Raw genomic sequence first — 24,692 nt, 5'->3', positions numbered from 1 at the left:
TTATAGGGAAAGAATGATTGGTAGAATAATATTCGCCATTAAAAAACCTCCAATCATAAAACAGACTGTTGCCACCAAAGAAGGCCACTGTAGATTGGAAAGTCCCATAATCGCGTGTCCGCTGGTGCATCCTCCCGCATATCTCGTTCCGAAACCTACTAAAAATCCACCCGCAACCATTGTGATTAATCCTCTTAGTGTCAACAGACTTTCAAAATTCATCAGTTGTACAGGAACCAGATTGCTGTAATCTGTAATTCCGTAGCCTGCCAGCTCTGCTTTCAGATGGAGGTTCACTGTTATTTCGTTGGGATTCACCAAAAAATAGGAAGCAATCATTCCCCCGAAGAAGATTCCCAGTACAAAAAATAAATTCCAGGCTTCTTTTTTCCAGTCGTACTTGAAAAAATTCACATTGGCAGGGATACAGGCTGCGCAAATATGCCTTAGTGAGGAACTGATTCCAAACGATTTATTTCCCATAATCAATAAAGCAGGAACGGTAAGTCCAATCAACGGGCCTGCAATATACCATGGCCAAGGTTCTTTTATAATCTCCAACATTTTATTTTTTAATCTAATTTGCTCCAATTTCATCCACAAATAACCACGCTTTTGAATCTGCTCCAGGGTTTCCTGCCGGAATAATACCTGCATTTTCAATACTTACTTTCAGGTATTTTGCATTCTGCGTTCCTACATTTATTTTGATTTTCCCATGAGCATTCTGAATTTCAACTGTCCCAATTTCCTTGATCATTTTAAAATTCTTATTATCATCGGAAACAAAAATCTTAGCAGATTTAGCCAGATGAATCCAGCTTCCTTTATTTTCAAGGGTATTGAAATAAACTTCTGAAAAAGCTGTTTTCTGACCAAAATCTATAGTTGCCACAACATCTTTTCCCTGGAAACCAAGCCATGTTTTACCAAGTTGTTTTACATTTCCGATAATTCCATCTACTAAGGTAAAAGCACCTCCAAAAGAATAATTTTCACTTGGCTGCTGTTCAAGACTTATGTTTTTCCCAGTAGTCTTTGAAATGGTAAACTGCTGAGTAGAGACAGCACTTTTCAACTGGCCATCTTCAAAATAAGCTGATTTTATCGTTAAAGAATTTGGAATCTGAACTGCATTCTGATACGTTTTAGAATTGACAGAAGGATTAGTTCCATCAAGAGTATATCGGATTCCATTTGAATTCTGTGATGTAGACAGTTCGTAGGCAATTCCGTTATTGGAAGGAACTACTTTTCCGGTGATGTTATAAATGCTTTTTGCATAGTTCACATTCATTTTATCCAGTACATTGAACTGGTTGATCACCCTGTTTTCAAATTCTTTGTATTTTTTAGAATCTGATGTTCCCCATCCCACTTCAGAAAGCGCCATTAATCTTGGAAAAATCATGTACTGAACCTGTTTAAAATCTAAAATGTATTCTGTCCAAAGGTTGGCCTGCACTCCCATTATGTATTTGGCCTGCTCAGCATTCAATTCAGAAGGAATAGGATTATAAGAATAAACTTTCTCTAAAGGAGTAAAACCACCAAAAGCGTTAGGCTCAGACTGTGGATCTCCCTGATAGTGATCAAAATAACAATATGCACCTGGGGTCATTACGGCAAAGTGCTTTGATTTTGCAGCTTCAATACCGCCGTTCACACCTGTCCAGCTCATTACTGCTGCATTCGGGGCTAATCCGCCTTCTAAAATTTCGTCCCAACCAATAATTTTTCGACCTTTACTGTTGACATATTTTTCAATTCGATGAATAAAGTAGCTCTGTAAGCCATGTTCATCTTTTAAATTATTTTTCTTAATCAATTCCTGGCAGTGTGCGCATTCTTTCCATCTCGTTTTCGGGCACTCGTCACCGCCAATATGAATGTATTTGGATGGAAATAATTGGATCACCTCATCCAGAACGTTTTCCAGAAAGGTAAATGTTTCATCTTTCGGGCAGAAAACATCATCAAAAACGCCCCATTTTGTAGCGGCTTCAAAAGGCCCCTTCGTACATGCCAGTTCAGGATATGCTGACAGTGCGGTCAAAGCATGACCCGGCATTTCTATTTCCGGAACTACTGTGATATGCCTTTCCTGAGCATATTTCACCACATTTTTGATGTCTTCCTTAGTATAAAAATAAGGTCCGTAAGGTTTGCCGTCAAAGGTATTGTCAACATAAGCCCCAATCATGGACTCTTTACGTTTCGAACCAATCTGAGTAAGCTTAGGATATTTTTTTATTTCAATTCTCCATCCCTGATCATCTGTCAAATGCCAATGAAAAGTGTTCAGCTTGTACATCGCCAGATAATCTATGTATTGTTTCACCTCATCCACGGTGAAAAAATGACGACAGACATCAAGATGCATTCCTCTCCATGCAAACTTCGGCTGATCTTCGATCTTCATTACAGGAATTTTCTTAGCATCTTTATACTGTTCAATAATCTGAATTAAAGTTTGAAGAGCCAGAAAGTATCCTTGTTTCGTATAAGATTTTATATGAATTTGTTTTGGAGAAATTTCTATTGAATAATATTCTTTTTTCTGTTCTGCATCTGCTCCCGAAGCAATTATGGAACTCGTTAAATGAATGCCACCACCTTTCGGGGTATATTGGAATTTTAAACGAGAACCAATTCTTTTTTTGAAATATTCTGTCTCTTCTTTCGGTAGGTCACCGCTTAACACGAATGTTTCAGGGATTATAAATTCTCCCTGTGAAAATTCAACTTTTTGAGGGTAAGGGATTAGATTCAATGTATTTTGAGCAAAAATCATGTTTGAAATCAATACAAAAAACACTAAAAAAGTACGTATCATTGGAAGTGGTTAAGGTTTAAGCTAAGATAATTATTTTTCAAAACTCCTGGAACCTTTTTAAAAACAAAATTTAAACATCTTAAGTTGTTTAAATTCTCATGAAATAGATAATTTATAGTTGTTAAACCATGTGCTTAGAAATTGTTCTATAATATCCTGTATATTATGGTTTATTTTTTGATAAAATTAGATGACTTCAAAAAATTAAAAGGTTTAAATTTGTAAAAAAATACAATGAAAAAAAATATTTTTCTTGCAGCAGGATTATTATTCTCAATATCAACACAGGCACAGCTTTTAGATATCATAAAATCTACCGTTAAAAATAAAACAGGGGTAGACCTGAACATTCCCGTAAAAAATAATGGTACTACCACAACTACACCAACTTCCACTACAAGTCAGACCAATAACTCATCTGCCAATCTTGGAAGCCTTACTTCAGGCCAGATTTCTTCAGGATTGAAAGAAGCTTTAAGTATGGGTGTAACTGATGGTGTTAAAAAACTAGCAGTTACAGACGGTTTTTTCAAAAATGAAGCGGTAAAGATTTTAATGCCGGAAAAATTAAGAAAGATTGATACAACTTTACGTTCTATTGGAATGGGAAGTCTTGCTGATCAGGGTGTGAAATTACTTAACAGAGCTGCTGAAGATGCCGTAACAGAAGCTGCCCCTATTTTTGCAAATGCGATTACTTCCATGTCGATCACAGATGCCAAGAATATTCTGTTAGGCAGTAATAATGCTGCAACAAGTTATCTTCAGGGGAAAACCCAGACGCAGCTGTTCAATGCCTTTCAGCCTAAAGTAAAAGCTTCTCTAGGAAAAGTAGGTGCTGATACGCTTTGGAAAAATCTGATTTCAAAATATAATACATTTACAGGACAGGCTGTTACTACAGATCTTAACGAATATGTTACTACAGAAACCATCAATGGTGTATTCAAAATGGTAGCAGATAAAGAGAGCGGGATCAGAAATACGCCTGCCATGAGAACGACAAGTATTCTGCAGAAGGTATTTGGGGCTCAGGATGGGAAATAAATTAGAGGTTAAATTGACTTTATAACCGTTAGATATAAAAAAACTGTTTCATGATGAAGCAGTTTTTTTGTTTTTTAAATTTCTTTTGTCTTGAAACAAAAGAAACAAAAATTCAAGACCTGGATCTCTCCGCTAAAAATAAATCCTGTTCTCTAAAAATTCTAAACTTGCGCGAAATCTTTATTTCTTAATCAGTTCCCAATTTGTCGCGCGCTTCGGACAGGAGAATTTTCTTAACGCTCACAGGAATTATTTTTTTAACGCTGCGATTTCCTATGTCGCGTTATTTCTGACGTCTTATACAAGTTTCGGCCTCACTTTATGAGGCCGAAACTTGTATATTTTTTAAACAGGTTAGAACTGCATTTCAGGAATTTCTCCTTCAATTATCAGGTCTGCTTCTGTTGCTTTAATAATATCTTCTACGGAAACTCCCGGTGCTCTTTCAACCAGTTTGAATCCTGCCGGAGTAACGTCCAGAACAGCTAATTCAGTAACTACTTTTTTTACACAGTTTACCCCTGTTAAAGGAAGTGTACATTTTTTTAGGATTTTACTTTCTCCTGCTTTATTCACGTGCATCATGGCTACGATAATATTTTCAGCAGAAGCAACAAGATCCATTGCTCCTCCCATTCCTTTCACCATTTTTCCGGGAATTTTCCAATTGGCAATATCTCCGTTTTCGGAAACTTCCATGGCTCCAAGGATCGTAAGGTCTACTTTCTGACCACGAATCATCCCGAAACTAAAGGCAGAATCAAAGAATGAACCTCCTTCCAGAATAGTAATAGTCTGTTTTCCGGCATTGATGATATCAGCATCTTCTTCTCCTTCGAAAGGGAAGGGTCCCATCCCCAAAACTCCGTTCTCACTCTGGAATTCTACGGAAATACCTTCCGGAACATAGTTGGCAACCAAAGTAGGAATTCCAATTCCCAGGTTTACATAATAGCGATCTTTCAGTTCTTTTGAAATTCTTTTGGCAATTTGTTCTTTTGTAAGCATAATAAAAACTTAGACTGCAATTTAATTATTTTCACTTGAATACAAAAGGGCTTTGTTGTATTCAATAATTAACACTGTTAGTTAAAATAATATCTGTAATTTTGCTCCATTATTTTAACAGAATGAAAATACTTTTTAAATATCTTAAACCTTATCAGTGGCTGATTCTTATTTCTTTATTTTTGGCTACTATCAATCAGGTTTTTTCTTTATTTGCCCCGGCGATCACAGGAAATATCCTGGATCAGCTGGTTACTCATCCTAATTTTTTTGATAAAGAAAAACTATTACCGAGAAACCTGAATGAATATTTATATGGAAGTTCAGTATATCATGGTGCTTTTTATTTTCTGGGATTGCTTATCGGAACAGCAATGGTGAGCCGGATTGCCAAAGCTTTTCAGGATTATGTGGTAAGCGTGATTACCCAAAAGTTTGGAGCCAAAATATTTACAGACGGCCTAAAGCACTCTATGGCCTTACCTTATCAGGAATTTGAAGACCAGAGAAGTGGCGAAACCCTTTCTATTTTAACAAAAGTAAGAGAAGATACAGTAAAATTCATCACTAATTTCATCAATATTTTCTTCGGGATTCTGGTGAGTATTATTTTCGTTTCGGTATATGCTATTCGTCTACACTGGTCTATTATGCCTGTTTATATCTGTGGAATTTTCTTTATTGCTATTGTTACCAATTTATTGAGCAAGAGAATCAAAGTGATACAGAAAAATATTGTGACTGAAACAACCGCTTTGGCAGGAAGTACTACTGAAAGTCTTAGAAATATTGAGATTGTTAAAAGTTTAGGATTAACCAATCAGGAGGTGATCCGTTTAAATAACAATACTTATAAGATTCTTGGTCTTGAGCTGAGAAAAGTAAAAAGCATCCGTTCTTTGAGTTTTATTCAGGGAACAATGGTCAATTTTCTTCAGCAGATGATTACATTGACTTTATTGTATTTAATTTTTAAAAACATTGTTACTCCAGGTCAGTATCTGTCTCTGATGTTTTACGGTTTCTTTATTTTCGGGCCAATGCAGGAAATTGGAAATATTATTATTTCTTACCGTGAAGCAGAAGCTTCTCTTCAAAACTTTGACCGTTTGATGAAGAAAGAGGTAGAAGAAAAACCTCTTCATCCAAAGAAAATTGGGGCTATTGAGGAACTGGAATTTAAACACGTTTCTTTCAAACATCAGTCTGCTCAGTATAAAGCTTTAAATAATATTTCTTTTGATCTTAAAAATGGTGAAACGATTGCCTTTGTAGGGCCGAGTGGTTCCGGAAAAAGTACTTTGGTAAAACTATTGGTAGGATTGTACAGACCTCAGGAAGGAAATATTTTTTATAACGGAATTAATGGAAAAGAATTTGATTTTGATGAACTGAGAAATCAGATTGGTTTTGTAACGCAGGATACTCAGTTATTTGCCGGAACTATTAAAGAAAACCTTCTTTTCGTTAATCCTTCCGCTACTGAAGAGGAACTGGCAGTCGCTTTACAGAAATCAAGCTGTACGGCATTGCTGGAGAGAGCGGAAAAAGGAATAGAAACCGTTATTGGAGAAGGTGGTCTGAAGCTGAGTGGTGGTGAAAAGCAAAGAATTGCCATTGCAAGAGCTCTTTTAAGAAAACCTCATCTGTTGATTTTTGACGAGGCAACTTCTGCACTGGATAGTATCACTGAAGAAGAAATTACTACGACTATCAAAGATATTTCGAAGGAAAGAGAACAGATTACCGTTCTTATTGCACACCGTTTAAGTACGATTATGCATGCGGACAAAATTTATGTTCTTGAACGCGGGCAGGTGGTAGAAACAGGTTCCCATGCCAATCTTATTGACGAAAAAGGACTTTACTACGCCATGTGGAGACAACAAATCGGAGAAAGAAAAACACTTACTCCTCAATGATAAAAAAAGCGCTGAATATATGTTCAGCGCTTTTTTATTTTATGGCTTGAGCCTATTCTTTAGTTCTTACTGTTCTCTGCTCAATTCTTTTTTCAAATTTTTCTCCCTGGAAAATTCTCTGAATCATGATTCCCGGAATGTGAATCTCGTTCGGATCTAATTGTCCCGGTTCTACCAGCTCTTCTACTTCAGCAATGGTAATTTTTGCTGCACCCGCCATCGGATGGTTGAAATTTCTTGCAGATCCTTTGAAAATAAGGTTTCCTGCATGATCACCTTTCCATGCTTTTACGATAGAATAATCTGCATCGTAAGCATGCTCCAGAATATGAGGTTTTCCTTTGAAGTCTTTCACTTCCTTCCCTTCTGCTACTTCAGTTCCATAGCCTGCAGGAGTATAAAAAGCGGGAATTCCTGCCTGAGCGGCTCTGCACTTTTCTGCTAAAGTTCCTTGTGGAGTAAGCTCTACATCCAATTCACCTGAAAGCATTTGTCTTTCAAATTCAGCATTTTCTCCTACATAAGAAGAGATCATCTTCTTAATCTGTCTTTTGTGAAGTAATAATCCTAACCCGAAATCATCTACTCCTGCATTGTTTGAAATACAAGTCAGATCTTTCACATCGCTTTCTACCAAAGCATTAATTGAGTTTTCCGGGATTCCGCAAAGTCCGAATCCGCCAAGCATCAGGGTCATTCCATCTTTAATTCCTTCGATGGCCTCCTTTGCATTTTTTACTCTTTTATCTATCATGAAATATTAGATTTTTCTGTTGGCTAAATTTAATAAATTTTCCGGTATATCCTATGAACGGAAACAGTACTGAATTTCATACTTTTTTAAAATAGCATTTAAAAACATCATAATCAGAATATTACATTCAAAACCGAACAAGTCTGTTCATTTTTGTTTTATTTCTCGTCAAATTGATTTATATTTGAACCCTCAAAGCTGAAAAATGCAGTATATTTTATTGTTTTTTATTGTAATTCAAACACAATTTTAATGTAAAAATTATTCTTTAGTAAATTATCACTACCTCTTTTCGCATAATTTAATCTTCTACAGATACACCATCACCATAATTATATACAAAATCAAACCTTAAATAAAAACATGAAAAAATTATTTACCTCAGCATTACTTGCCCTGGTATTGAGCATCAATGTATATGCTCAGAAAAAAACGTATTTCGATGAAAACTGGGAAAAAACCACTCAGGATAAAATGGAATATTACCGTGAAATGACGCCTAAAGGAAAATTGACCCTTATTAAAGATTTCTACAAAGATGGAAAACTCCAAATGGAAGGTTTTGCTTCTGACACTACTCCAAACAACGAAGTGTTCGACGGAAAGGTAACCTGGTATACTCCGGAAGGAAAAATAATGACTGTAACCACATTTTCTAAGGGCAAACAGCTGGGAATCTCCCAATCTTATGATGAAAAAGGAAGACTTACGGAAGATGTAAATTATAAATCCGATGGTACTTTCGATGGAAAGACATTCCTTTATAAAGATGTAGAAAGTGAATATTTTTACAACACCATTACCACCTATGAAAATTCAATACCTGCAAAGACCATCGTTTATGATGAAGATATAAAACGAGTTAGATACGAAAACTATGCTACAAAAGACGGCGGTACTGAAACCAAATATTATGACGAAAAAGGAAAGCTTATTGGTACTGCTCCTTCAGGCTCCGGAGAAACTTTAATGGTAGATTATTATCCAAATCCAATGAGAGTTTCTAAAATTGAAAAATATAAAAGCGACGGCAGCGTGAAGGAAGGTGTTATCTATGGCAAAAACGGGAAACTGCTGCAAGAGCAAAAAAACAGTAAAAAAGATGGCTATAAAACCACTTACGATGAATCCGGAAAGAAAATAGGACATCTTGTGTATCAGTTTGACAAAGAAAATGATACCTTCAAGCCTATGGATGGTGAAGATTATCAGTTTAATTATGATTCTACTCAGATTTCGGCTATTGATGTTTATAAAAACGGAAGTATTATAACCAGTAAATCTTTCGATGAAGCCGGAAAATTATCCTCAGAGAAAACATTTAAAGATGGTGAGACACAGGAGATCAAATATTACAGCCCGGAAGGCAGCCTGAAATCTACACTGACCTACAAAGATGAAATGCCATATAATGGCACATCCTACGAAGGGCTTACCGAAACACAATATAAGGAAGGCGTTGTAGTGAATACCAGAATATATAATGAAGAGAATAAGCTGAGATCTGAGAAGAAATTAAATTCTAAGCAAACAGCTTATGACGCCAACATCTATGATAACAAAGGCACTCTTTTATATACTTACAACCAGCCTTTGAATGCAGATGAAGATAATTACTTTTTTACCGCTCAAATTGTACAGTATGTAAAAGGAAAACCTGCCAACAAATCTTCTGTGAAAAAAGGAATCATTCAAGCCGGAAAAATAAAATTAGCCACCTTAAACGGATCTAAAGAACTTGAACGCAGTGGAAAGTGGGTACTTTTAAAACTATATGGTACGGATGGAAAACTTATTCAGGAAACTAAAACATTGGCCGATATCCCTGAAGAGTATGCTTCTACTGAAAATCCGGCAGCGATGAACGAGGATGATCTGTACTATTTTGACTAATCACCACCTATATATTTAAGGCAGTTTCAATTTTGGAACTGCTTTTTATTTGCCCACAGATGACACAGATTTTCACAGATGATTGGATATTTTTGAACCTGGCAGAAAAGAAGAGGCTGCCATTGCTGGCAGCCTCTAAAATTATAATAGTATTTAGCTTGTCTTACTGAATAATCAGTTTTAAAGTAAATAATTTTCTTCCGTGTACTTTTACAAAATAAACACCAGCCGGAAGGTTTTCGTTCACTAGAGAGAAACGCTGGTTATTGATATTTTTCGATACATAAAGCAGTTCTCCTGAGGCTGAAACTAATTCAATTTTTTCAATTGGATAATCACTTTTAATAAAAGTAGGCTGCCCCGGTTTGGTTGGATTTGGATACAACACTACATTTTTCTCTGTGCTTCTAGTTTCTTCTGTTCCCAAAGTAGGAGAAGCTACCTGAAACTGTACTCTGTTCGAAACTTCCGTATAAGAGTCATTGGTAAACATGACCATATAATAATTTCCTGGAGTAGCAGGTACCGCTGTTCCCTGAATTGTTTTTGTTCCCTGAGTCACACCGTCAAAATACGTATAAGAAACAAAGTTGTCATCCGGTGTCTGGACACTTTGAGGGTAGATTCCTAACCAGTCTTTAATAATTCCCGGAGAATCCGTCCATGAAGCCGTAATATTTTCCCCTAAAGTATACACAGGTTTGTTGATCCACAGGTCAGTAACGATGTCTCCCACTTTAAAGAATACCTTCTCCCCGATTCCGTTATATCCGTCTTCCAATAAATACTGTGCATAATAATATCCTTTTGGAAGTCCTGTGAAATTAAGAGTTCCTGAAGCCGCATTTACATAACTCCATTTGATAGAAGCTGTAGTTCCCGGAGTCTGCCCCATTTTATAAATTCCGATCCAGTCTTTCTGCAAGTTGGGACCATCTGTAAAATTGATAACAACAGTTCCTCCTACCGGATATGTATCTGCTGTAGCCTGAAGCTGCACTTTCGGTCCTACATAGAAATTTTTTCTTGCCGTAATTTCCGTATAACCGCCATTCGCAAAGAATCCTGCAAAATACTGACCTTTAGTAGCCAAACCATTCGGGAAAGTAGCTGTTCCGGCAGTCTGTCCGTTCGTATAAACAAACCCTTGGGAAGTAGTAGATGCCGGAGTTTGTCCTTTCTTATAGATTCCTACCCAATCCTGCTGATTTCCGGGACCTCCTGTATAAGTAGCGGTGATCGCTTCATTTTGAGCATATTCTGTTTTATTTAATGTAAATGTAGGATTTGAAACCACACTTCCAGTAATTTCGAACTGCTTCACATCACTCCAGTCGCTCCACTCAAGGTTTCTGTCTCTGTAACGTGTTTTCACATAATAGATACCATTTGGAATAGAGTTCGAAGCCAGCGTTACTTTTGTAATATCTACTCCATCATTCAGGTTTTTTGTTTTATCCGGAGTTCCATTTCCGTCTTTTCCGAACCAGTTTTCAAAATCTCTGTAGAATTCTTTTTCAATAACAGAAAAATTTGAGGTTTTACTGATTAAGAACTGTGTTGTATTTAAAAGTTCTGCGTTTGAGGATGAAAATGCACTTCCATTCAATGTCAATGGCAAAGTAATAGTACCAGTGAAATTGTTTGTAATAGAAGGTTTAGCCGGTTTAGGCTGGTTTTTATATCTGTGGAAAGAATCTACAAGCACATTGTTTTTCTTGTTATACACTCCTCCGATAGAATAACATTCGATATCTACTTTTCCTGTTGGAATATCTACTTCTACGATCTGATATGTCCAGTCTGTCAATGTTTTCTGAACATCATCAAAATCCTGCTCATTAGACATTCCCCAGTACTGATCCCATGCTGTCCCTCCTGAAATAATCTGATAGTTCGGCGTATTTTTAAGCTGACCTCTGTGGTACAAATGGTGGTGAGCTCCTACATGCATTAAATATTTATCTGAAGTTACCAGAAGTGGTACTGCATTTTCTCTTACCCATGTAGAAATATCTCCTACATACTGCTCAGCCTGGTAAGGTCTGTGGCTTAAAGAAATAATCCAGTCTACGGTAGCATCATTGTTGGCAGCTGTTAAGACTTGCTGAAGCCATGTCTGCTGTGCAGATCCCGTATGTTCTGAACTTAGACTCACAAATAATACATTACCAGCCTGCTGAGCATAATAATTTTCATTTCCTGAGCTTATTCCTTTATAACTGATTTCATCAATATAAAAGTGAGCATAGTAAGAATTCATTCCCATTGTTCCATAGGTCTCATGGTTTCCTACCGTTGTCTGGATAGGCAAATAAGGCGATAATTTGATATTCTTTTTGAAGTGAACATTTTCATAGTGATCCAGAGTTCCAACGTCTACCTGATCACCCACCATAAAAGTAAGTGCAATATTATCGGAAGGATCTGATGTAGCCCCGAACTTTTCTTTTAGTTTTTTATAGGCATTCAAAGTAAGCGTATCATATCTTGGTTCTGCTTTGATCTGGTTGTCTCCCATAATAAGGAAACGGATCTTTCCATTGGCCGTTACAGGTTGTCCCGGTAAAGGAAGTGTTCTAAAATTATAAACAGCAGACTCACTTGTTCCTGTTTTGATCTTATAATAGTATTTGGTATTCGGCTGCAGGTTGTTAACCTTTGCCGTGTGATAATAGTAGTTGTTGTTGTATCCTGTATCTGAGAAGATATTGGTGGTTCCCGTTACCGTTACATTCAGGTTTGTTGGAGAATCTCCATAGATCACCGTTGTTTCATTATTGGAAGCTGTTTTCCAATTGACGATCATAGAATTGGGAGTCGGGTTTTGTAAATAAGGATACAAAGCCTGCCCGAAAGCCATCTGGACCGCGAAACAAAAAAAGAAGAAATAATGTTTCATAATCGTTTTCGTTTTAAAATAACATATAGAATTTCGAATTGTAAATCAATCAATTAAAAAATCATTGCTTTGATTTTTTATTTCGGGCAAAAGTAGAATTCCCATATAAACTCAGTCTGATGGTACTTTGAAGAAACCGTTAATTTTTCAGCAAAATCGGAACGAAAAAATTATAGTTTTTAGCACATTAATTATTTGGTGTATTCAAAAACTATTTTGTACATTTGCAACCTGTTATTCAACCTCTGACGAAGAACGTGTAAGTTGCTTAGCTTTAACATTTTATTTTATTAATAATGGATTTATTAAAGTACGTACAAGACAAGTACATTGCGAAAAAAGAATTCCCTGAATTCAAAGCAGGTGATACAATTACTGTGTATTACGAAATTAAAGAAGGACAAAAGACTAGAACTCAGTTCTTCAAAGGAACAGTTATCCAACTAAGAGGTACTGGATCTACAAAAACTTTCACAATCAGAAAAATGAGTGGTGATGTAGGTGTAGAAAGAGTATTCCCTATTAACTTACCTGCACTTCAGAAGATCGAGGTTGACAGAAGAGGTAGAGTTAGAAGAGCTAGAATTTACTACTTCAGAGACCTTAGAGGTAAAAAAGCAAGAATCAAAGACGCTGCTTACAAGAAGAAATAATTCAGACAACAATAAATACAAAAAGAGGCTGTTTACATGTAAACAGTCTCTTTTTTTGTTAAAACATTTTTTATCTTATTTCTTATATGGAGTTCCATTTCCGGTTTCCAGAAAGTGTTTCAAACTTCCGATGAACTGATTCCAGCCACCAGAACAAATAGTATAGCATTCCACCGCCGGATTCAACCCTACATGGGTAAGCTGCAGCAAACTGCTGTTTTCCTTTTGTTCCATTTCCCAGATGATACTCGTCCCAATCCATTCTGTCTGATTTTTTAATTCAGGAATGGCAATCAAAGAATCTTCAACAAACCAGATCATTCTCAAATTGGGTATTGATTCTTTTATTCGTATTGTCTTGTGAATATTGTCTCCAAATCTTACTGTAAATACATCTCCTACCTGCGCTGATGCACCAGTAAACAGCTCAGACCACCAAAGAGGAATCTGATGAGCAAGTGCTTCATAGGTCTTCTCTGCCGCTGCCTTGAGCTCAATTGTAATAGTATAATTGTCCATATCTTTTATTTTTTAATAAGCTATTCTGTTGACTTATACAATTTTAAGCAAATTACTGTTTAACTGACTTTGCATAGGACAAGAAATATTCACTAGTTTTTAAACCATTAATAATTTTTAAACAGGTAAGATAAGTCAAGAAAAATCAAAGATTTTTGGAACAAGAGCCATTTTGATTTTTTCATTATCAGCCCGTAACCCCTGTCAAGGTTTAAAACCTTGACAGGGGTAATTGCGCATACTTAATAGCTACTCGTTTTTCATCACATATTGCAAAGGTGTGGAACCTGTATGTTTTTTGAAAAACTCAATAAAAGCACTATCTGAAGAGAAGTCCAGGATATGTGATACCTCTCCTATTGAGTTGCCTTCCACCAACAGTTCAATTGAGCGCTGTAATCTCCATTGCTGTCTCCAATCCTGATAAGATAATCCAGTTTCTTTTTTAAAAATACGACTGATCGTTTTCTCTACCGCTCCTGTTTTTTCCGCAAGAACTTTTAGCATGGGAGGTATAGAATTACGCTGAGTCCAGTCTTCTATAATTTTGTTAAAACGCCAGTCCTTCGGCATTTTAAGTTCCAGTTTTTCTGCCGGCGCTCTTTGCATTTCATCCCAGAACACCTTTAAAAGATGGGTTTGATCATTTTTAAGAGCAGACCAATCCCAAAAACAAATCCTCTCAATAATCTCCTTTAACAAAGGGTTTACATGTAAAACTTTAAGACCGGTATTGATATATTTTCCAGCATAACTTTCATCAAAATAGATAGATCTGTAAGCTACAATATTCCGGAAATTCACACGATGAACTTCATTCGCAGGAATCCAAAGCATTCTGAGCGGAGGCAGCACCAATTGCCTGTCGGAAGTAGTAACCGTCATACAGCCTGATGGTGCATACAACAATTGAGATTTCGTTTTATGAAGATGAAAACCGGAATCATGCAATACCATATCTGAGGCTATTCCAACTACTATTTCCGGAATAGAATCGGCATCAAATTCTTGATTCTGTTTTAATACAGCCATGTCCTATTTTTGATGTTTTTTGTTTTTATATCATTATAAATATAAATTGATTTTTTGGAAACTTTGCAGAAAAAAATGAAAAAGACAAATCCTGTATGGCTGCTGACGTTGCTGGTAATGCTTCCGCAGTTTATAGAAACCATCTACAGCCCTGTTTTACCCATGGTTCAGGAAAAGTTCGGGGTGAAAGAAGAATCTGTAACTTTGACGATCAGTTTATATTTTATAGCATTTGCCCTGGGAGTGGCATTTTGGGGCGTTCAATGTGACAGAATTGGGAGAAAAAGATCATTGGAATACGGGCTTATTACCTATGGAATCGGAGCTTTAACAGCTGTTTTTGCACCCAATTTTATCATTTTTCTTGCAGCCAGGATTATTTCAGCATTTGGAATTTCTGTAGGTTCTATTGTGACACAAACCATTTTAAGGGACAGCTATGACAAAGACAATCTCAGTAAAGTGTTTTCCTGGATCGGAATTGGTTTATCTATAAGTCCTGTTGTGGGAATGATTACCGGTTCAGTATTGGCTTCCTCCGTTGGACATCAGGGAATATTTATCACATTATGCATGCTGGCCTTACTATTTTTTATTCTTTCGAGACAAAAAATTACTGAAACCCATCATTCAAGAAGGGAAATTAACATAAGTGCTTTGGCAAACCTGTTCAAACGAATGATTCAGGATCAGGAAATTATCAAATGCTGTTTATTAATCATGAGTTTTAATGTATTGTTGTTTTCATACTATTCACTGGCCCCGTTTATCTTTAAAGAATACCATTATTCCTCTTATGCATTCGGATACAGCAGTCTTATATTGGCAGGAGGAACATTTGCAGGCGCGAAACTTAACAGATTTTTGTTATTGAGAAACATACAACCTAAATATTTAGTTAAAGCAAGCATATTGACAGCATTCATTGCCTCTATTTTTGTGTGGATACTGATTGGTACGGGAATCTATTTTTTAATTCCTTACTTTTTTATTGTGATGGCATTCAGTACCGCAATCCCTAATATTTTAAGTACAGTACTTATTAATTATAAAAATGAAACAGGAAGTGCCGGAGCTTTACTGGGACTGATTTATTATATACTGATAGGTTCAGGATTAATAAGTATTGGGTTTATACAAAATCTGGGAGTTTCTTGCGTATTGTTTTCTGGAATTGGAATTGGTACTTTATTCCTGTTTGAGGACAAAAAGAATTAATTTTGAAACATTAAGTTTAATGAAGGTGATAAGAATTGTTAAGTTTCTTCAAAAATGAAAAATTAAGCAGAATCCCTTGCAAAAACTTAATGCTTCAAATATTTTATGAGTAAAGATCGATTTATTGTATAAAATTATACAATGCTTCAATGAATTTTGAATAGACTTCAATATGGGGAAGATGTCCTACATTTTCAATCTCAACAAGTTTTGAACCGGCAATTTCCCGCTGGGTTTTCTTTCCTAATTCCTGATACTGCCCCATTTTCGGCTGAAGTTCTTTAGGAGCTCTATCCTTTCCTATTGCCGTTCTGTCTCTTGTACCAATGATTAATAATGTGGGAACTTTGATATTTTTAAATTCATAACAAACGGGTTGATTGTAGATCATATCTGTGGTAAGTGCTGCATCCCAGGCTACCTGAGGATAATCTTTATGAAGTGTCCACCCAGCAATTAAGTCAAGCCAGGGTTGGTATTCTTCTTTCCACTTGTTGTCGTAATAAAATTTCAGCTGATAATTTTTATAAGTTTCAGCTGTATTTTTTAGTTCAGATTGGTATGCCTGATCAATAGTCTGATATGCTGCAAAAGTCTTATAATCTTCCAGCCCGATTGGGTTTTCGAGAATCAGCTTCTGGACTTTTTCAGGATACAGTAATGTAAATCTGGTCGCTACCATTCCTCCCATTGAATGTCCCAAAACGATTACTTTATCAATATTTAGTTCATCAAGAACCGCTTTTGTATTTTCTGCCAACTGTGAAAAAGAAAACTGATAATTATGAGGTTTTGAAGATTTTCCAAATCCTATCTGATCGGGAATCACCACTCTGAAACCTTTAGCAGAAAGATCTTTCGTCGTTCTTTCCCAATAAGCACCATTAAAGTTTTTCCCATGAAGAAGCATAATTGTTTTTCCATTGGATTTTTGTGGCTGTACATCCATATAAGCCATTTTCAGATCTTCCCCTTGAGATTTGAAATTGAGAAAATGAACTTCATAAGGGTATTGATAATCAGACAGCATTGCATCCAGAGGTTTTACCTGTGAAAACATAAAACCAGAGACCGTGATTGTAAAAGCGGCCATTATATTTCTGAAATGTTTCATGAAACTTTTATTTTAAAGATTAAAATTAAAAAAACCGCTCCAAAAGGAACGGTTTCAATTGTTATTTTTAGTTAAATATTTTTAAGATAATTCTGCTATTGACACTTCTTTTTCTTTCTTTGAGGGTAAATTCATCAAAACAATAGCAAAAAGGATCAGGGCAATTCCTACCCATTGGATGAGAAATACTTTCTCTCCCAGTAAAACAAAAGCCATTGTTACAGAAACCGGAAGTTCCAGTGAAGAAACGATACTTCCCAGTCCTAATCCAGCATTTGGAAATCCAACATTGAATAAAATCGGAGGGATAATGGTTCCAAACAGTGCAAGCACAGACCCATATGTCAGGAATATTGAATAGTTAAATGAGTGAATGTGTTCTGTATTATCTGTGAAATTTAAGTATAATGATTTTAAACCATCAAAATACATTGGTCCTATCTGAGCAAAGAATAAAAAGGCAAAAACTACTACTGAACCACCTGCCAGCATAATAATACTCTTTCTGAAAACCGGAAGATGGGTAGCCAGCGTATTAGACGTAAACATTGTCAAAGTATATGAAGCAGCAGCCATCAAGCCCCAGAATACTCCATGCCAGTCCAGTTCTATTTCCATATTAATAAGATTCGTTGCCAGAACTGTTCCCAGCAATACGATCACCACAGAAACTACTTTTCTTGCATTGGGCAGTTTTTTTGTAATAATACTTTCCACCACCACACTAAACCACACCGACTGCATCAGCAATACAATAGCAATGGAAACATTAATATATTGTACCGCAATATAATAGAATAAACTTGTTCCTCCCAGGGAAGTTCCTGCAAGAAGCAGCATTCTTACTTCTTTAGAATTTGGCCGCGATAATTTCTGTTTTGAGGTTAGGGTTTGAATAAGGTTAAGGATCAAAAGTCCAGTCAAACCTAAAACGAATTGAGAGGTAGTCACTTCCGAAGTTGTAAAACCATCATGGTAAGCCATTTTCACAAAAGTGGCCAACATACCATATATACTAGCTCCAATCCCTACAAATAAAACACCTTTTAGTATATTTTTCTTCTTCATAATTTTTTTAACAGCCTGCAAAGGTACGATATATAAATTAAACCATTCTGAAGTGTTAGGTTAATAGATAAATAAAATCGCCACAAGCAAGCTTGTGGCGATTTTGAAATTGATTATAGGTAAATTATTTTTTAACCATTACTTTTGAAGAAGCTTCAAAACCAAGTCCTTTGATTTTAACCATATAAGTTCCGTTAACCAAATTGCTTGTAGAGATTGCTTTCTTAGCATCCGGTGAAACTTTATCTTCAGAAGAAACCAGTTTTCCAGACATATCAAAAAGTTCTACACTCACTTTTCCTAGAGTATTGCTTGGGAATTTGATATAAAACTCATCTTTAGCCGGGTTTGGATAGATAGAAACATCTTTGTTTTTATCACTGTTTACTTCAGTAGTAGCCAATAATGCACATTCTTCCGGCACATTGAAGTCCTGAACCTGATCATTAATGTTATTCTTAACTCCAGCCGAAGCACTCACTCCTAGACCTCTTCTTGCAAAAACTCCCCAAATCATACATTTATCTTGTCCCTGAGTGGTAGCTAACTCTGCTGCCAATATTGCATTTCTTCCATCAATAAAACTAGGATTACATCCCTGAAGTTTCAGAGCATCTGTTACCAGTTGTAATACTTTTGTGCTTCCGTTAGGTGTTGAAGATAATACATCAGAAGAGTATCCATATTTTTCAACATATTTCCAGTGAAGATCCCATAGCATGGTAGCCCATACAAAACCAATGGAGTGTACATCCGGAACTATTGCCGTTCCATTGTTGTATTCCATTCCGTTGGTATTTCCGTAAGTATATCCGTTAACTGAAAGGTTTGTTGAATATTTTGCAGGTCTGATACCAGCTCCTGTTATAGCCTGGCCTAATGCATAAGTACCTGTACCTCTTGCTACAGTAGCATTATCTCCAGCTTTGTTCGTAAGCATTAAGGCAAAGAAATCTGACCACCCTTCTCCCATTTGCTCTTTACTTACCCCTGAATTCAGACAGTTATATCCTGTACCGGTCATTCTGTTGGATATTCCGTGGCCATATTCATGAGTTACGATTCCATTATCAAAGCTTCCATCAGGAGTCATATTTCCTTTTAAGGTAACATTTACAGTTGTACTTGCTGCCATCTGAGTTTTGATATATTCTCCTTCTGCATTGGTAATAAGTACTGAAGGAATTGTAATTGTTGGATCATTACCCGCCATATTTCCTATAGTAGCTCCATTCACTGCGTTGTTATAAACAATCGCCGCTTTTGCTCCTGCATCCTGAAGGTTTTTTACTTTAACAGCAAAGGCGCATGTTCCTCTTTCAACCAAACCAATTTTTTCTGTCAACGAACCTGCAGGCAAAGCAGTACATCCATCTAAGACTGAAGACAATGCTACATCTCCTGTTATTCCGTTCATAGGTAACGGGTTACCAAACTGAGCCGTTCCGGCTCCCGGTGTACGGGAAACCGCAGCACTTGGTGCATTATAATAAAATACTCTTCCAACCGGAGACCAAAGGTACATCTGCATTTTTCCATTATAACCTTCCGGTGGTGAAGAGAAATTGGCATTATTTAATCCGCTTCCATCCTGAGCTTCTGCATATACAGAATCATCATCTGTCCCTACAGCTCCATTTCCAAAATTATTCTGCTGAAAGTTTCTTCCGGTTTCTGTAAACCCGAACTGATAGAACACATCATGAATTTTGTTATTCAGATAAAATAAATTGGTAATAGCAGCATTCCTGTTGTTTAATGGAGTTTCATTAATATCAAAAGGGAAATTAAAGTTTCTTGCAGCACCTCCATCAGCTGGGGCTCCTGTAAGGTAATCAGGCGCCGTTAAAGCCGTTCCCGCAGCATCCTCATAAGCAAAAACATTATTTCCTCTTGTAATAGTATAATGATTGGTTCCGTCAGAATGCCATCCTTCAGGAGAAGCATTCAGAAGCCATGGGTTGGTAATAATTGATCTTGAACCAAAAGTAGGCGCTTCAATAGGCAATGGAAATACATTATAAGATGCATTATCCGGCAAAAGGAAAGGAATATTTTTTTGTATGATACTGTTCTGAGGTCCTGATAATGTATTCTCAAAATGATCAGCATGGCTATAATCCACATGTGAACTATAAGCATCATGATGGAAATTACAAGATACCGTCAGGTTATTTTTCATCAGGATATTCCCATTGTTCGCATCTACTAAAATATTCCAGTAATTCGGAGATTTTGGCTCCATTAAGATATACTCATATGCCAGACGAAGATTTCCATTCTCATCCTTCGTATATACCAGTCTTTGATTGGCAGAGGTAGATTTTTTCTGAGTTTTTTCAAGATATTCCAGAATCGTAAAATTGGCAATATCAGGATTTTTAAGATCTTCAGCAATCTTTTGAAGTGCTGTACCTTTATTAATAACAGCTGTACCTGATGTAGATGCAGTATAATCTTTTACAAAATTATCTGTGTAGTAAACAATTTTATTGTCCTTAATCAATGTTGTTCCTACAGAGCTGTATATTGGCAAGCCATTATAGGTCTGTAAAAATTTCACAACATTACCATTCAATGATTTTGAAGGATCTACATTATCAATAATGATATTGTTAAGATCAGACTTCTTATATTCTCTTATTTTATTTTGAGAAATATAATCTTTAATCAGTTTTTCATTGTCTTGTCCAAACAATACTGTAGGAAATGCAGAAAATACTGCAAACAAAAGAGGTAGAGCTTTATTTTTCATATCCATTATTAAAGTCGCTAATCTACAAATAATTCACAAATTATTATTATTTTTTTTAATCAAAATTTAAAAATAATTCAATACAAATAAAATAGGAAAATTAAATTGATTTTGCATGTTTCTCAATAAGGAGAACGCCATATTAGATTTACCTCTAACACATTATATTTATGGTACTTTTAGATTTTTTTTGATGTAATTATTTCATTAAATAAAATCATCAATCAATGAATATTCCTGACCTTCTTTTTACTGTTTTTTGAAAATCTTCATTTCCTGACAACTAAAAAAAGTATGTCTTTTTTCCTTTACCGTTAATTATATAGGCATAAAAAAGCCGCTCAAATGAGCGGCTCCTTATGTATGAATGGTTCAAAGATTATTTACCTTCTTCCATTTTTCTTTTCAACTCTGCTAATGCATCGATGTCTCCAAGAGTAGATCTTTCTTCGTTGTTAGAAGAAGAAGTTACGTTTCTAGAAGAAGATTCTTTAACGTTTTTCTTTTCTTCGTCTCTGAAGATACCTGTGTGAGATACTACTACTCTCTTGAATTCTTTGTTGAATTCGATTACTTTGAATTGAGCATCTTCACCTTTTTTGATTTTAGATCCATCTTCTTTCTCTAATAATCTTGAAGGGCAGAATGCTTCTACTTCAGCATCTTCGAATTGAACAGAAGCTCCTTTATCGTGAACTTCTACAGCTTTACCAGCGTGGATAGTTCCTTCAGCATATTTAGTTTCGAATTTATCCCATGGGTTTTCAGTCAATTGCTTGTGACCTAGAGATAATCTTCTAGCTTGGATATCTAATTCAAGAACTACAACATTTAGCTTATCACCTACTGCGCAGAACTCAGATGGGTGCTTGATTTTCTTAGTCCAAGAAAGATCAGAGATGTAGATTAATCCGTCGATACCTTCTTCTAACTCTACGAATACACCAAAGTTAGTGAAGTTTCTTACAGTTCCTACATGCTGAGATCCTACTGGATACTTAGCTTCGATGTTTTCCCATGGATCTTTAGACAATTGCTTGATACCAAGAGAAATTTTTCTTTCTTCTCTATCTAAAGTTAATACTTCAGCTTCTACTTCATCACCTACTTTTACGAAATCTCCAGCAGATCTTAAGTGAGTAGACCAAGACATTTCAGAAACGTGGATTAATCCTTCTACACCTGGAGCGATTTCTACGAATGCACCATAGTCAGCAAGAACTACTACTTTTCCTTTTACTTTGTCTCCTACTTTCATGTCAGCAGAAAGAGCATCCCAAGGATGAGCTTCTAATTGCTTCATACCTAATTGGATTCTTGTTTTCTCATCATCGAAATCAAGGATTACAACTTTTACAGTTTGTCCGTCCTCTAGGATTTCAGATGGGTGGTTCACTCTAGACCAAGAAAGGTCTGTAATGTGGATCAATCCATCAACACCTCCTAAGTCAATGAATACACCGTAAGAAGTAATATTCTTAACAGTACCTTCAAGAACCTGACCTTTTTCAAGCTGAGCGATGATTTCTTTTTTCTGACCTTCGATATCTGCTTCGATCAATGCTTTGTGAGATACAACTACGTTTTTGAACTCAGGGTTTATTTTCACAACTTTGAACTCCATAGTTTTTCCTACGAACTGATCGTAATCTTTAATTGGCTTAACGTCAATTTGAGAACCAGGTAAGAATGCTTCGATTCCGTGAACGTCAACGATCATACCACCTTTAGTTCTAGATTTAACAAAACCGTTAACGATTTCTCCAGTTTCGTGAAGTTCGTTTACTTTATCCCAAGCTTTAAGCGTTCTAGCTTTTCTGTGAGATAATTGTAATTGTCCAGTTTTGTCTTCTCTCTTGTCAACCATTACTTCTACCTCATCACCTACTTTTAGGCCTTGGTTATAACGGAATTCGTTTAGAGAGATAACACCTTCAGATTTGAAGTTGATGTCTACGATAGCTTCTTTGTCAGTTAATCTTACAACTTTACCAACTAAAACGTCGTTATCGTCTAGGTTGTTTAAAGATCCGTTGTAGATTTCTTCTAAATCGCTTTTTTCTTTTCTCGCATCTGCATCAAGACCTGATTCGAATGAATCCCAATCAAATTGTTCTGGTGCTACGTTTTGGTTTAATAAAACCTCTGCTGAATTTGTCTCTTTTGACATTTTCTAATAAAAATTTGTATTCCTTCTTTTTTAACGGTTTGAATAAATGCGGATTAAAAAATACGGAAGTAATTAATTGTAAGTAATTTACTCTTCAAACCTTTTCGCCACAAAAGTGGGTGCAAAGATATGAATTTTATTTAAGATAAGCAATAGATTTCCATATACTAATATTTAACTTATATATTTAAAAATCAACATCTTGATTAAAAAATGCTTCATAAACTGCGTTCGTATACCTCTATAATAAGTAGAAGACAATATGAGATTCTTCATTTCGCTACGCTTCATTCAGAATGACAGTAACACAGAATCAAAGAAGAACAATACTTTCCTATCCCTCTCAAACTCTCCTACTCTAAAACCCTCCCACTCTCAAGCCCTCAAACTCCCCCATCTAACACCATCTAAATTCACTACCTTTGCACCATGGAATTAGAATCAATCTATCAAAAGCTGCAGATTCAGGATATGAATCAGATGCAGAAATCTGCTTATAAAGCATCTGAAAACAATACAGACATTGTTTTACTCTCTCCTACAGGATCAGGAAAGACTCTTGCCTTTTTATTTCCGGTGCTGAGAAATCTGAAAAAAAATGTTCAGGGAGTTCAGGCTTTGATATTGGTTCCTGCCAGAGAGCTGGCCTTACAGATTGAACAGGTTTTTAAAGCCATGGGAACAGATTTTAAAGTATCTGTATGCTATGGCGGACATGATAAAAAAATCGAGGTTAATAATTTAATTGAAGCTCCGGCTGTACTCATCGGAACTCCGGGAAGAGTTGTTTATCATTTACGAAATAACAATTTTGATCCAAAAACAATTAAAACTTTAGTTCTTGATGAATTCGATAAAGCTCTGGAACTAGGTTTTCAGGATGATATGGAATTTATTTCCAATTCTTTAAAAGGACTTTCTCAAAGAATTTTAACTTCTGCAACAGCAATGGATGAAATTCCGGCTTTTACAGGTTTAAAAGATGAAAAAGTGATCAGCTTCCTTAAAGAAAATGACATAAAACCAGATCTTCAGTTGAGAAAAGTAATGACCATTCCTGAGGAAAAACTGGATACTCTTTTCAATCTGGTTTGTAAAATAGGAAACAAAAGAACCTTAATTTTCTGTAACCACCGTGAAGCTGTAGACCGTATTTCTGAACTTCTTAACCAAATGGGAATCGACAGAGAAACCTTCCACGGCGGTATGGAACAGGACGAAAGAGAACGTGCCCTGCTTAAGTTCAGAAATGATTCTGCAAGAATTCTTATTACAACCGACTTAGCTGCCCGTGGACTTGATATTCCTGAAGTGGAATCTATCGTTCATTATCAACTTCCTCCAAAAGAAGACGCTTTCATCCACAGAAACGGACGTACAGCAAGAATGAATGCCAAAGGTTTTGTATACCTGATTATGACTGAGGAAGAAAATTTCCCGTTCATTAAGAATAACACACCTGAAGAAAGTGTTGCCGGGTTTACTAAAGTTCCGCAAAAAACATCTTTCCAGACCATTTATATCAGTGCAGGAAAAAAAGATAAAGTAAATAAAGTAGATATTGTAGGATATCTTTTAAAGAAAGGAGAACTACAAAAAGAGGATGTAGGAATTATTGAAGTAAAAGATACCACCTCTTATGTTGCCGTTTCCAGAAATAAAGTAAATGCTCTTTTAAGAAAACTTCAGAATGAGAAACTGAAAGGAAAAAAGGTAAAAATGGAAATTGCTTATTAAACAAAGCCATTACTAAAAATTAAAAATAGCGGCCGGTATATACCGGCCACTATCTTAATTACAA

At 36.0% G+C, this 24,692-nt stretch carries 17 protein-coding genes; 6 read left to right on the top strand and 11 right to left on the bottom strand.

What is annotated here, in order from left to right:
- The gene (locus ACM6F9_RS22230; RefSeq protein ID WP_414847683.1) at window positions 1-564 is read right to left on the bottom strand and encodes a YeeE/YedE family protein; all 564 of its coding nucleotides are present in this window, start codon (window positions 562-564) and stop codon (window positions 1-3) included.
- 13 nt (window positions 565-577) lie between these two features.
- Window positions 578-2,836 (bottom strand): family 20 glycosylhydrolase, encoded by a 2,259-nt coding sequence (locus ACM6F9_RS22225; RefSeq protein ID WP_414847682.1) that lies wholly within the window; start codon window positions 2,834-2,836, stop codon window positions 578-580.
- Window positions 2,837-3,070: 234 nt separating this feature from the next.
- Between ACM6F9_RS22225 and ACM6F9_RS22220 the strand changes: the two genes are divergently transcribed.
- Window positions 3,071-3,883 carry a DUF4197 domain-containing protein gene (locus ACM6F9_RS22220; protein ID WP_414847681.1) on the top strand — a complete coding sequence of 271 codons (813 nt, stop codon included), beginning with the start codon at window positions 3,071-3,073 and terminating at the stop codon, window positions 3,881-3,883.
- A gap of 354 nt (window positions 3,884-4,237) precedes the next feature.
- Here ACM6F9_RS22220 and ACM6F9_RS22215 read toward each other — a convergent pair whose 3' ends face one another.
- Window positions 4,238-4,891 (bottom strand): CoA transferase subunit B, encoded by a 654-nt coding sequence (locus ACM6F9_RS22215; RefSeq protein WP_002980639.1) that lies wholly within the window; start codon window positions 4,889-4,891, stop codon window positions 4,238-4,240.
- Between the two features lie 122 nt (window positions 4,892-5,013).
- On the opposite strand from ACM6F9_RS22215, the gene ACM6F9_RS22210 reads away from it, so the two are divergent.
- Window positions 5,014-6,813, top strand: coding sequence for an ABC transporter ATP-binding protein (locus tag ACM6F9_RS22210; RefSeq protein ID WP_414847680.1), 1,800 nt, complete (start codon window positions 5,014-5,016; stop codon window positions 6,811-6,813).
- A 52-nt stretch (window positions 6,814-6,865) separates the two neighbouring features.
- Here ACM6F9_RS22210 and ACM6F9_RS22205 read toward each other — a convergent pair whose 3' ends face one another.
- Window positions 6,866-7,567 (bottom strand): CoA transferase subunit A, encoded by a 702-nt coding sequence (locus tag ACM6F9_RS22205; RefSeq protein ID WP_105703091.1) that lies wholly within the window; start codon window positions 7,565-7,567, stop codon window positions 6,866-6,868.
- Between the two features lie 363 nt (window positions 7,568-7,930).
- On the opposite strand from ACM6F9_RS22205, the gene ACM6F9_RS22200 reads away from it, so the two are divergent.
- On the top strand, window positions 7,931-9,460 hold the full coding sequence (locus tag ACM6F9_RS22200) for a hypothetical protein (RefSeq protein ID WP_414847679.1): 1,530 nt from the start codon (window positions 7,931-7,933) through the stop codon (window positions 9,458-9,460).
- Between the two features lie 163 nt (window positions 9,461-9,623).
- On the opposite strand, the gene ACM6F9_RS22195 is transcribed toward ACM6F9_RS22200, so the two are convergent.
- Complete coding sequence (locus tag ACM6F9_RS22195; RefSeq protein WP_414847678.1) at window positions 9,624-12,362, bottom strand: fibronectin type III domain-containing protein; 2,739 nt, start codon at window positions 12,360-12,362, stop codon at window positions 9,624-9,626.
- A 296-nt stretch (window positions 12,363-12,658) separates the two neighbouring features.
- Here ACM6F9_RS22195 and rplS point away from each other — a divergent pair, with 296 nt between their 5' ends.
- Window positions 12,659-13,015, top strand: a complete 357-nt coding sequence (gene rplS / locus ACM6F9_RS22190) for a 50S ribosomal protein L19 (RefSeq protein ID WP_068942389.1) — start codon at window positions 12,659-12,661, stop codon at window positions 13,013-13,015.
- A gap of 75 nt (window positions 13,016-13,090) precedes the next feature.
- On the opposite strand, the gene ACM6F9_RS22185 is transcribed toward rplS, so the two are convergent.
- The gene (locus tag ACM6F9_RS22185; protein ID WP_414847677.1) at window positions 13,091-13,534 is read right to left on the bottom strand and encodes an SRPBCC family protein; all 444 of its coding nucleotides are present in this window, start codon (window positions 13,532-13,534) and stop codon (window positions 13,091-13,093) included.
- Window positions 13,535-13,783: 249 nt separating this feature from the next.
- Window positions 13,784-14,566 carry an AraC family transcriptional regulator gene (locus ACM6F9_RS22180; RefSeq protein ID WP_414847676.1) on the bottom strand — a complete coding sequence of 261 codons (783 nt, stop codon included), beginning with the start codon at window positions 14,564-14,566 and terminating at the stop codon, window positions 13,784-13,786.
- Between the two features lie 75 nt (window positions 14,567-14,641).
- Here ACM6F9_RS22180 and ACM6F9_RS22175 point away from each other — a divergent pair, with 75 nt between their 5' ends.
- Window positions 14,642-15,784 carry an MFS transporter gene (locus tag ACM6F9_RS22175; protein ID WP_414847675.1) on the top strand — a complete coding sequence of 381 codons (1,143 nt, stop codon included), beginning with the start codon at window positions 14,642-14,644 and terminating at the stop codon, window positions 15,782-15,784.
- A gap of 121 nt (window positions 15,785-15,905) precedes the next feature.
- Here the strand turns inward: ACM6F9_RS22175 and ACM6F9_RS22170 are convergent, their stop codons facing one another.
- From ACM6F9_RS22170 to rpsA, 4 genes are all read right to left on the bottom strand, one after another.
- Window positions 15,906-16,898 carry an alpha/beta fold hydrolase gene (locus tag ACM6F9_RS22170; protein ID WP_414847674.1) on the bottom strand — a complete coding sequence of 331 codons (993 nt, stop codon included), beginning with the start codon at window positions 16,896-16,898 and terminating at the stop codon, window positions 15,906-15,908.
- A gap of 81 nt (window positions 16,899-16,979) precedes the next feature.
- Window positions 16,980-17,966 (bottom strand): EamA family transporter, encoded by a 987-nt coding sequence (locus ACM6F9_RS22165; RefSeq protein WP_414847673.1) that lies wholly within the window; start codon window positions 17,964-17,966, stop codon window positions 16,980-16,982.
- A gap of 124 nt (window positions 17,967-18,090) precedes the next feature.
- Entirely contained in the window at window positions 18,091-20,721 is a 2,631-nt protein-coding gene (locus ACM6F9_RS22160) for a T9SS-dependent M36 family metallopeptidase (protein ID WP_414847672.1), read from the bottom strand.
- Window positions 20,722-21,100: 379 nt separating this feature from the next.
- Window positions 21,101-22,891, bottom strand: a complete 1,791-nt coding sequence (gene rpsA / locus ACM6F9_RS22155) for a 30S ribosomal protein S1 (RefSeq protein WP_414847671.1) — start codon at window positions 22,889-22,891, stop codon at window positions 21,101-21,103.
- 429 nt (window positions 22,892-23,320) lie between these two features.
- Here rpsA and ACM6F9_RS22150 point away from each other — a divergent pair, with 429 nt between their 5' ends.
- Window positions 23,321-24,628: a DEAD/DEAH box helicase gene (locus ACM6F9_RS22150; RefSeq protein ID WP_414847670.1), complete on the top strand. Its 1,308-nt coding sequence runs from the start codon at window positions 23,321-23,323 to the stop codon at window positions 24,626-24,628.
- Window positions 24,629-24,692 lie beyond the last annotated feature (64 nt).

It is taken from the genome of Chryseobacterium sp. IT-36CA2, assembly GCF_949767875.1.
Classification (GTDB): Bacteria; Bacteroidota; Bacteroidia; order Flavobacteriales; family Weeksellaceae; genus Chryseobacterium.
The sequence above is the reverse complement of the archived record's forward strand: the minus strand, read 5'-3'. Positions and strand labels throughout refer to the sequence as shown.

What these genes read in the sequence shown, in the direction of transcription:
- ACM6F9_RS22150 (WP_414847670.1), top strand. Translation starts at nt 23,321, where the DNA reads ATGGAATTAGAATCAATCTATCAAAAGCTGCAGATTCAGGATATGAAT.
- ACM6F9_RS22170 (WP_414847674.1), bottom strand. Translation starts at nt 16,898, where the DNA reads ATGAAACATTTCAGAAATATAATGGCCGCTTTTACAATCACGGTCTCT.
- ACM6F9_RS22230 (WP_414847683.1), bottom strand. Translation starts at nt 564, where the DNA reads ATGTTGGAGATTATAAAAGAACCTTGGCCATGGTATATTGCAGGCCCG.
- ACM6F9_RS22210 (WP_414847680.1), top strand. Translation starts at nt 5,014, where the DNA reads ATGAAAATACTTTTTAAATATCTTAAACCTTATCAGTGGCTGATTCTT.
- ACM6F9_RS22180 (WP_414847676.1), bottom strand. Translation starts at nt 14,566, where the DNA reads ATGGCTGTATTAAAACAGAATCAAGAATTTGATGCCGATTCTATTCCG.
- ACM6F9_RS22220 (WP_414847681.1), top strand. Translation starts at nt 3,071, where the DNA reads ATGAAAAAAAATATTTTTCTTGCAGCAGGATTATTATTCTCAATATCA.
- ACM6F9_RS22225 (WP_414847682.1), bottom strand. Translation starts at nt 2,836, where the DNA reads ATGATACGTACTTTTTTAGTGTTTTTTGTATTGATTTCAAACATGATT.
- ACM6F9_RS22165 (WP_414847673.1), bottom strand. Translation starts at nt 17,966, where the DNA reads ATGAAGAAGAAAAATATACTAAAAGGTGTTTTATTTGTAGGGATTGGA.
- ACM6F9_RS22160 (WP_414847672.1), bottom strand. Translation starts at nt 20,721, where the DNA reads ATGAAAAATAAAGCTCTACCTCTTTTGTTTGCAGTATTTTCTGCATTT.
- rplS (WP_068942389.1), top strand. Translation starts at nt 12,659, where the DNA reads ATGGATTTATTAAAGTACGTACAAGACAAGTACATTGCGAAAAAAGAA.
- ACM6F9_RS22205 (WP_105703091.1), bottom strand. Translation starts at nt 7,567, where the DNA reads ATGATAGATAAAAGAGTAAAAAATGCAAAGGAGGCCATCGAAGGAATT.
- ACM6F9_RS22195 (WP_414847678.1), bottom strand. Translation starts at nt 12,362, where the DNA reads ATGAAACATTATTTCTTCTTTTTTTGTTTCGCGGTCCAGATGGCTTTC.
- ACM6F9_RS22200 (WP_414847679.1), top strand. Translation starts at nt 7,931, where the DNA reads ATGAAAAAATTATTTACCTCAGCATTACTTGCCCTGGTATTGAGCATC.
- ACM6F9_RS22215 (WP_002980639.1), bottom strand. Translation starts at nt 4,891, where the DNA reads ATGCTTACAAAAGAACAAATTGCCAAAAGAATTTCAAAAGAACTGAAA.
- ACM6F9_RS22185 (WP_414847677.1), bottom strand. Translation starts at nt 13,534, where the DNA reads ATGGACAATTATACTATTACAATTGAGCTCAAGGCAGCGGCAGAGAAG.
- ACM6F9_RS22175 (WP_414847675.1), top strand. Translation starts at nt 14,642, where the DNA reads ATGAAAAAGACAAATCCTGTATGGCTGCTGACGTTGCTGGTAATGCTT.
- rpsA (WP_414847671.1), bottom strand. Translation starts at nt 22,891, where the DNA reads ATGTCAAAAGAGACAAATTCAGCAGAGGTTTTATTAAACCAAAACGTA.